Consider the following 8,253-nt stretch of genomic DNA (forward strand, 5'->3'; position numbering starts at 1 on the left):
AAATGAAAAAAATTGTATTAGGAGCGATTATGTTAACAGGAGTTTTATACGCAAAAGATCTAAAAGTATATCAATTTGAAAATGAAATACCTAAAAATGTAGAAACAAATATAAAAGATTCAATATCAATTACCAAAGAGAAGTATAAAGATGGAGAAAGTTCTTTAAAATGGAAGTTTAAAAAGGGAGAAACTTTAAATATTTTAGGTGATGTAGGGTACACGGTTTTTAAAACAGGAGAACAAGAGAAGGCTAGAAGTAGTTATAGTATGTGGATATATAATGAAAATCCAATTGATGGAGAACTACTAGTGCAGTTTAAAAAAGATGGAGTAGTAAAATGTTGGTTTCCAATAAAAATGAATTTTAAAGGTTGGAGAACTATGTGGGTTCAATATGATAGAGATATGAAAGGTGAACCTATCGAAGGAATGAATGAGATAACTTTTGTAGCTCCTAATGAAGGTGGAGAGATATTAATAGATCAAATTATACCATCAGTATTGATAGATCCAAGACACAACGCTAGAGATGAGCAGGTAGATTTTATTAATTTAGAGGCAGATACAGCAGCAAATGCTCACTGGATGGCACTATATAAAAACTATAATCAAATAGATAGAAATCAGAAAAATATAGTTTTAAGTAAAAAAGATATAGAGGGAATAGAAAAAGTTGAAAAAAGATACAGAGAGAAACTGTTAAAAAAAGTTCAAGTAACACCTGAGCTTATAACTGAAAAAACAGAGGAATTTTCAGAATATAAAAAAATAAACTTAGAGTTTATTCAAAGATTAGTTATATATAAAGATTTAAGACCTGAAGAAAAAGATAGAATAAAATATATTGCAACAAAAGAGTTTGGAATCTACTTAAGAGAGTTAGCGTACATGTACAATTCTGCAGATAATAAACAGGAAAAAGATACAATAGCTAAACTGTTTAACGAAAGTTTAGAATATATGTATGATCAAGGTTGGACAAAGGGAAGTTCTCAGGGAACAATCCATCATTTAGGATATCAAATGAGAGAGATTTATGAAGCAATCTTTTTAATGAAAGAGCCTCTAATTAAGTTAGGAACAGTAAATAAAGCTAAAGAGATGGTAACTTGGTATAGTGCTATGGGAATGATATATACACCTAAAGAAAATTTAAGAATAAATATAGACGTATTAAATACAATGTTACCAGGTATGTTAACAGCTATACTTCTAAATGAAAACCAAGAGAAAGAGGGAAGAGAGTTGTATCAATTACAGAGTTATTTAATGAACTCTATAAACTATTCTCCAGGAGTTTTAGGAGGATTTAAATATGATGGTACAGTCTTTCATCATATGCAAAACTATCCAGCTTATGCAAAGGGAGCTTTTGAAGGTTTAGTTCCTATAATATACTATCTAAATGGAACTCCTTATGCAGTTACAGGGAAACAGTTTAAAATAGTAAAAGATGCAGTATTAACAACAAGGTTATATTCTAACAAGTACAATTATCTTTTATCTTTAACAGGAAGACATCCCAATGGAAAATTTAAAATAGATGCAGAAAGTTTTAGATTAATGGCTTTAAGTGGAGAAAATGGTGTAGATAAAGAGCTGGCAGAAGCTTACTTAAGACTTTCACCTCAAGGGAAAAGCGTAGAAAAATTTAAAGGTATGGGGTTAAAAGAGGAGACTGCTCCAAAAGGGTCGTGGACAATGAATATGGGATCTCTACAACTTCATAGAAGAGATGAGTGGTTAGCAGGAGTAAAGGGCTATAGTAGGTATTTAGTGGGGAATGAGACGTATATAAAAAATAATCTTTATGGTAGATATATGAGTTACGGAGCTTTTCAAATTTTAGAGAGTTCATTAAAAGAGAGTGGATACGTACAAGAGGGATGGGACTGGAAACACTTTCCAGGAACTACAGCGATAGATGTACCTTTTGAAAAATTAAAATCTAATATTTCACAAGTAGATACTAAAAGTGGAGTAGAGGAGATGTTGCTTTCAGATGAAACTTACTCAGGAGGAAACTCTTTAAATGGTAATGGCATGTTTGCAATGAAGCTTCACGAGCATCCAAAATATGATGGAACCCATAAAGCTAGAAAATCACTGTTTTTCTTTGATAATAGAGCTGTTTTACTTGGAAGTGGAATTGAAAACAGTGATAGTAAAAATGAAACTCATACAACACTATTTCAAAACTATCTAGGACAGAATATGAAAAATAGTTATACACAAAATGAAGATACAATAATAGATTCTCAAAACAATATGTATAAAGTTGTAGAGGGAGATATAGTTCTAAAAAAAGGAAAACAGGAATCAAGGGATCAAAATAGTGGTGAAAGAACAGAGAATAACTATGAGTTAGCTTATATAAATCATGGGAAAGCACCTAAAAATGGAAAATATCACTATAGTATTTTAATAAAAGGCGATGAACAGAAACAAGAAAAATTCAAAAAGAACCCTAAATATGAGGTTTTAAATCAAGATAATAATAGCCATATTGTTAAAGATTTAAAAAGTAATATGATAGGGTATGCACTATTTGAAAGTGGAAAAGTACAAAACAATGGATTTATTGAATCAGTAGATACTCCTTCAATGATTCTTCTTCAAGAGAGGGATAAAGAAATTCAAATGAGCTTTGTTGACCCAGATTTAAGATTATATGAAGGGAGAGATAAGGAGCAGTATGATGAGAATGGAGTTATGATTGAGAGAAGTATATACTCAAGACCTTGGATTGGAAATATAGGAAAAGAGCATACAACTTTAGTTGTTTTAAATGGAAAATATACTACTGAAGATAGCTCAAAAGTAAAATCTGAAATAGATGGAGATTTTACAAGATTAAGTATTACCTCTAAAAATGGAGAGGTAGTAAATATTATATTAAAGAAGATATCATAAAATAAAGAAGTATGGCATTTTAATGAGCCATACTTCTTTTTCATTTAAACAGTTATTTTAATAAAAGGATCGTTATGTTTTTCTCCCCATGTTATTAAGTGCTCCTTTAGATACTTAGTTTTATCATTTAAAGGAATGGGATTTAATTGATACTCATCTTTAGTATTATCATATAAAAACTCTTTAGGAATACCATTTCCAGAGTAATCATTAAAATATACGTAGGTATATTTCTCATCAATTGCAGCTCTCCATCCGTAAGCTAAAGTATCTAATCCTCTTTCTTTAAGAGAGTTTAAAACTTTAGGGTTTCCAGTATAACATGCAGAGATAGCAATATTATCTACTTTTTCACCTTTTAAAGTAGGAGAGAGATCAACGCCTTCCATCTCTTTAGGAATACTTAAATCTAAAAGAGATAGTATTGTAGGAGCTATATCAGAGCCTGAAAGAGGTGTAGTTATTTTTCTATCTTTATATCTATCTCCATGAGAGAGCATAAATGGCACAGAAACAGCTTCTTCAAACCAAACATGTTTACTCCAAAGTCCATGAGAGCATAACATCTCTCCATGATCTGAAGTTACTATAATTATAGTATTTTCAAATAGATTATTCATCTTAAGGTAGTCAACTATCTTTCCAAAGTGTTCATCTATACCTGTTATAGCAGCATAATATTTTTTTACAGATTCTAAATAACCAGCTTCATCTAAAGAGAATGGAGTTATAGTTTTTGGATGATCAACTATATCTTCTAAAATAACATTTTCTCTTTTTTCAACTTTAACATCTTTATACATATCCACATATTTTTGTGGAATTAGATCAAGAGGTGTATGAGGTGGATTCCAAGATAGGAAAAGAGCAAAGTTATCCTCTTTATTTTTATCGATAAAATCTAAAGCTATATCTGTTTCATGTTCAACAGACCAATTGTTAATATTGATCATCTCAGGAGAGTCCATCCAGTAGTGAGGAGAAAGGTGGTTATCATCAGCACCATAAGAGTACCAAAAGTCAAAACCATGTCTTTTAGGACCAGGTGGTGTAAAAGCATCCCAATCCTTAGCTCCTGAAAGAGGAAGAGTATCATCTTTTTTTTCAGGTTCATCTAAATGCCATTTGCCAATATATCCAGTTTTATATCTATTAGTTTTTAAAATATCCCCAATTGTAACTTCGTTTTCCTTTAAAAATATATTCTCGAGACCAGGTTTACAGTTTGTAATAACTCCATGAGATATAGGATTTTTACCTGTTAAAATAGTAGCTCTATTCGGTGAACAAAGAGGACAGCTACTGTAAGCTTTTTCAAATATTGCTGCTTCATTAGAAAAAGCATCAAAGTTAGGAGTTATAACAGGTTCTTTTTTCATAAAGCCTACTGCTTCTCTTCTCCATTGATCTGCAAAGATAAATAAAAGATTTGGTTTTTTCATAAAATCTCCCCCAAGTAAGTAGTTGTTTTTCTTTTTATAATATCCCTTGTGAAAAAATAAGTAAATATTCTATTTTCAATACCATAGGTTAGTATTTTAAAAGAGGAAAAGTGTATATAAAAAAGAAAAGAGCCCAGACTTTATATAAAGTCCGAACTCTCGGGGGCTAATATATATTAATAACCATAGTATGGCTGTGGAACAGGTCTATAATAGTCATTATTATAATTATTATTGTAATTATTGTTATGATTATTATTAGCAATGATTCCACCAACAACAGCAGCACCGACAATAGCAGCACCAATGGCTTTTTTTCTTCGCTCTCTTTTTACAGCTCTTCTAATATCTTTTCTAACTTCTTTTCTAATTTCATGACGAACATGAGCTTTAACAATCTCATGTTTTATAACTGGGGGTAAAGGTCTGTGATATCTAGCAAAAGAAGTTGTTGTTAAAATAATAAGCATTACTATTGATAAAAATTTTTTCATACCTACACTCCTCCATGTTCTAAGATTTTCCCAAAGTTAAGAACTTCATCTTTATTAAATACAATGTAGTCCTCTGTACCAGCAAAATCTAAAATAAGAATACCTTGTTTTTTATCATATTGGATATGATAAAATTGCAAAGCACTTTCTTCTGGATTATTAGCATTAGCTATAATTCCAGGGATTTGATATCTTGGAGAGCCATCTTTAAATGTGTTTATTAAAACAGATTTAGGTAGACCAAAGGTAACAGTAGCACCAGTTTTTGTTTGTAGGGCAAAATAAGCATTGCTATTTTGTACAAACATTCCAATTTTATCAGTTTCTGTAGGGATATTATTTTTAACAATATCTGCAGCAAAAATATTTATAGAAGTTAAGATTCCTAAAATTACTAAAAACTTTTTCATAGTTATTTATCCCCCTTAACAGCTTTAAATATTTTATTTGTTTCATCCTCTGTAAAATTAATAGTAAAATCCTCATATGTAGGCTTTACTATTAGCTTATTGTCTAAAAAAGTTACATTGTAAAGTTCAGAATCTAGTTTGTTCTCATCTAAGCTATCATAAAATCCTAAAACCTCATTTTGTTTAATACCTTTTTTAACATCTAAAAGTACATCATTTGCTAAACCAAAAACATAAGCTTCTCCTGATTTACTAGCTAAGGCTATATATGTGGCACTTTCAACTTTTTCAATTTTCAATTCAGGAAAATTCATTTCACCAACCTCATTTTTAATATCTGCACCAAAAATATATGTAGATACTAAAAGGGTGATTATAAATAAAATTCTTTTCATTATAAACTCCTTTGAAATATTTACTGATTAAGAATATAGGACATAATAGCACACATTTCAAAGAATGAGGATTTGAAAAAAAGTTACTAATTTTTGGTATTAAAATTCAACTACTTTACAATTAAGCTAAGTTGAGATAGTTCAAAACTATCGTCTAAGAAACAAGCTCTATTTATTTTAATTAATGGTATATTAAGTTTAAAATTTTGTAAGTCATCTATAGTTATAACATAGTCGACTTGAAAAACATCCTCTAAAAGAGAGTTAAGTTCATAACTTTCAATGATTTCTACAACTTCAATGTAGGAGAAGTTTTTTAAATATTTCGAAAGAAGTTTAGCGTACATATGGTCAAATGTATCGTCTACAATGATTACTCTTTTATATTTATCACGATCTAAAATATTATTATTTTGATGTTTTTTCAAAATTATAGCAAGATGTAAAATATCTTCTGAGTAAAAATTAGGAAAAATACTATTAATAATCTCCTTTAGTTTTTTAAAAGTTTCTTTTTGAGTTTTATTAAAAGAGTAAACCTCTTTATTTTCATAGAAGTTATATCTACTTTTGAAATCACCAACTCTTAAAACATTAGAGATTCTCATTTTAGTTTCTAAATTATTATTAAGTTCTAAATTAAAAAACTCTTTGATTTTATTCATAAATAATTTAGCAGATTCATTTGGAGTTTCATAAATTTTAATATCTAAATAGAATAAAGTTTCAATAATAGAGTCTAGTTCGTAAGACTTTAAGTAATCTAATCCTCTAATTTTTAAAAAATTTAGAGTTTTACCATAATTTTCATGATATGTAACTTTTTTAGGTGAAAAGTACTCGTCTTCAAAAGTTATTTTATTTTCTCTAGTGAAATTAACTAAAAGTACAGCAACAATTTTATAAAAATCTTCTGGAACTAAAGTAACAGAGATACTATTTAAAAGTCTTAAAACAAAATTTTTATTATATTCTATAAGATCTTCATTTATATATTTTGATATTAAATCTGTAAAATGTTTATGAGTAATATTTTTATTAATTAAATATTTACTTAGGTAGATAGCAAAAAGTTCTCTTATTTTAGCTTCGTTTCCTTTTAGAAAAATTCCTCGACCAGAGATACTTTCTATCTTTATACCTTCTGATTCTAAATAAAGTTTTATATCTCTTAAGTCATAATTAAGAGTTCTTCGAGTAGTTTGAATAATGTCAGTATTAATATTTAGATTAAGAGTATTTTCAAAAAAAAGCTGTAATAAAAGATAATCTTTTCTTTCAGTAACAGATAATGGAGCAAACTGTAAAATCTCTTTTATTTTATTTATAGATGATGAATCCAAAAAGAATAAGTCTTTTACTTTTTGAATTCCTTGAATCTCATTAAGAGCTAAAAAATCATTGATAATATTTATATTATTATCAATAGAACGTTTTTTTATATGTAATATTTTTTCCAAATCAGAATAGCTAAATTTGTTTAAAGAAAAAAATAGACTTAGTATATGTAGAGACTTTTTATTTAAAAACATTTTTCCACCTTTCTAAATATTGTTTTAATATTATATGATAATGTATATTTTACAGTAAAGTCTAAATATATACAAATAAAAAAATGAGCTTTTCAGCTCATTAAAATTAAGATCTTATTTTATCTAACTCTTTTTCAGTTACAAACATTGTATTATTTTTAGTTTTAATATATAAACCATCTCCAACTCTATCTAAAGTAACAACAGCTTTTCTATCAACATCAAGAATAATACCATTTTTTTCAATATCAGCAACAGACATAATTTTACCTTTTCTAGTCATAGATTTTAAAATGTCAGTTTTTTTAACTTTAAAAGTTAAGTTAGGAATTCTTGATTCAAAACTAATTTGATTCCCATCATTATAAGCTCTAATTTTTGTCATGTTACCATTAACTGAACCAGCTAAAGCTGTTAAACTTAAAGCGGCAGTTAATACAAGCATTTTTAATTTTCTCAATTTGTTTCCTCCTAAAATCTCTATAAATAGTGTACAAGTATCTGAGTAGCGATGATGTTTATTATATAGATATGAGAAAAAAATATCAATTAGAAATTAAAGACTAAAAAAATGCTATAAAATTTCAAAAGAGAAAATAATAAAAAAAGACTGAACTTACAAAGTTCAGTCATTTTAATTATCTTCTTATTTTATCTAACTCTTTTTCAGTTACAAACATTGAGTTGTTTTTAGATTTAATCCATAATCCGTCACCTTTTCTATCTAAAGTAACAACCACTTTTCTATCAACATCAAGAATAATACCGTTTCTTTCGAAATCAGCAACAGACATAACTTTTCCATATCTTGTCATAGCTTTAAAAATATCTACTTTTTTAACTTTGAAAGTTACGTTAGGTATTTTAGATTCAAAGCTAATTTGATTTCCTTTTTCATAAGATCTTATTTTTGTCATTTTTCCATTAACTAAACCAGCAAAAGCACTAAAACTTAGTGTAGCAGCAAGTATAAGCATTTTTAATTTTCTCAATTGTGTCCTCCTAAAATATGTATAAATATTATATTGTTTTTATTTGTATTAATAATCTTGTATAATATTATAT

General features: G+C 28.0%; 8 protein-coding genes. 1 reads left to right on the forward strand and 7 read right to left on the reverse strand.

Annotated elements, in window-relative coordinates:
- Positions 1 to 2: 2 nt before the first annotated feature.
- On the forward strand, positions 3 to 2,915 hold the full coding sequence (locus tag Q0V08_RS00555; RefSeq protein WP_297431134.1) for a chondroitinase family polysaccharide lyase: 2,913 nt from the start codon (positions 3 to 5) through the stop codon (positions 2,913 to 2,915).
- A gap of 44 nt (positions 2,916 to 2,959) precedes the next feature.
- On the opposite strand, the gene Q0V08_RS00560 is transcribed toward Q0V08_RS00555, so the two are convergent.
- The 7 genes from Q0V08_RS00560 to Q0V08_RS00590 all read right to left on the reverse strand — a co-directional run bounded on the left by Q0V08_RS00560 (position 2,960) and on the right by Q0V08_RS00590 (position 8,180).
- Positions 2,960 to 4,357: a sulfatase gene (locus tag Q0V08_RS00560; RefSeq protein WP_297431136.1), complete on the reverse strand. Its 1,398-nt coding sequence runs from the start codon at positions 4,355 to 4,357 to the stop codon at positions 2,960 to 2,962.
- Between the two features lie 176 nt (positions 4,358 to 4,533).
- Positions 4,534 to 4,851: a hypothetical protein gene (locus Q0V08_RS00565; RefSeq protein ID WP_297431137.1), complete on the reverse strand. Its 318-nt coding sequence runs from the start codon at positions 4,849 to 4,851 to the stop codon at positions 4,534 to 4,536.
- Positions 4,852 to 4,853: 2 nt separating this feature from the next.
- Positions 4,854 to 5,261 (reverse strand): hypothetical protein, encoded by a 408-nt coding sequence (locus Q0V08_RS00570; protein WP_297431139.1) that lies wholly within the window; start codon positions 5,259 to 5,261, stop codon positions 4,854 to 4,856.
- A 2-nt stretch (positions 5,262 to 5,263) separates the two neighbouring features.
- Complete coding sequence (locus Q0V08_RS00575; protein WP_297431140.1) at positions 5,264 to 5,656, reverse strand: hypothetical protein; 393 nt, start codon at positions 5,654 to 5,656, stop codon at positions 5,264 to 5,266.
- A 110-nt stretch (positions 5,657 to 5,766) separates the two neighbouring features.
- On the reverse strand, positions 5,767 to 7,188 hold the full coding sequence (locus Q0V08_RS00580) for a hypothetical protein (protein ID WP_297431142.1): 1,422 nt from the start codon (positions 7,186 to 7,188) through the stop codon (positions 5,767 to 5,769).
- 106 nt (positions 7,189 to 7,294) lie between these two features.
- Positions 7,295 to 7,648, reverse strand: a complete 354-nt coding sequence (locus Q0V08_RS00585; protein WP_040406952.1) for a hypothetical protein — start codon at positions 7,646 to 7,648, stop codon at positions 7,295 to 7,297.
- Positions 7,649 to 7,826: 178 nt separating this feature from the next.
- Entirely contained in the window at positions 7,827 to 8,180 is a 354-nt protein-coding gene (locus tag Q0V08_RS00590; RefSeq protein WP_297431144.1) for a hypothetical protein, read from the reverse strand.
- Positions 8,181 to 8,253 lie beyond the last annotated feature (73 nt).

The organism is uncultured Cetobacterium sp. (assembly GCF_947038635.1).
In the GTDB taxonomy this organism is placed as follows: Bacteria; Fusobacteriota; Fusobacteriia; order Fusobacteriales; family Fusobacteriaceae; genus Cetobacterium_A.

Excerpts from the sequence above, each read along its gene's own strand:
- Q0V08_RS00575 (WP_297431140.1), bottom strand. The coding sequence starts at position 5,656 with ATGAAAAGAATTTTATTTATAATCACCCTTTTAGTATCTACATATATT.
- Q0V08_RS00565 (WP_297431137.1), bottom strand. The coding sequence starts at position 4,851 with ATGAAAAAATTTTTATCAATAGTAATGCTTATTATTTTAACAACAACT.
- Q0V08_RS00555 (WP_297431134.1), top strand. The coding sequence starts at position 3 with ATGAAAAAAATTGTATTAGGAGCGATTATGTTAACAGGAGTTTTATAC.
- Q0V08_RS00580 (WP_297431142.1), bottom strand. The coding sequence starts at position 7,188 with ATGTTTTTAAATAAAAAGTCTCTACATATACTAAGTCTATTTTTTTCT.
- Q0V08_RS00560 (WP_297431136.1), bottom strand. The coding sequence starts at position 4,357 with ATGAAAAAACCAAATCTTTTATTTATCTTTGCAGATCAATGGAGAAGA.
- Q0V08_RS00570 (WP_297431139.1), bottom strand. The coding sequence starts at position 5,261 with ATGAAAAAGTTTTTAGTAATTTTAGGAATCTTAACTTCTATAAATATT.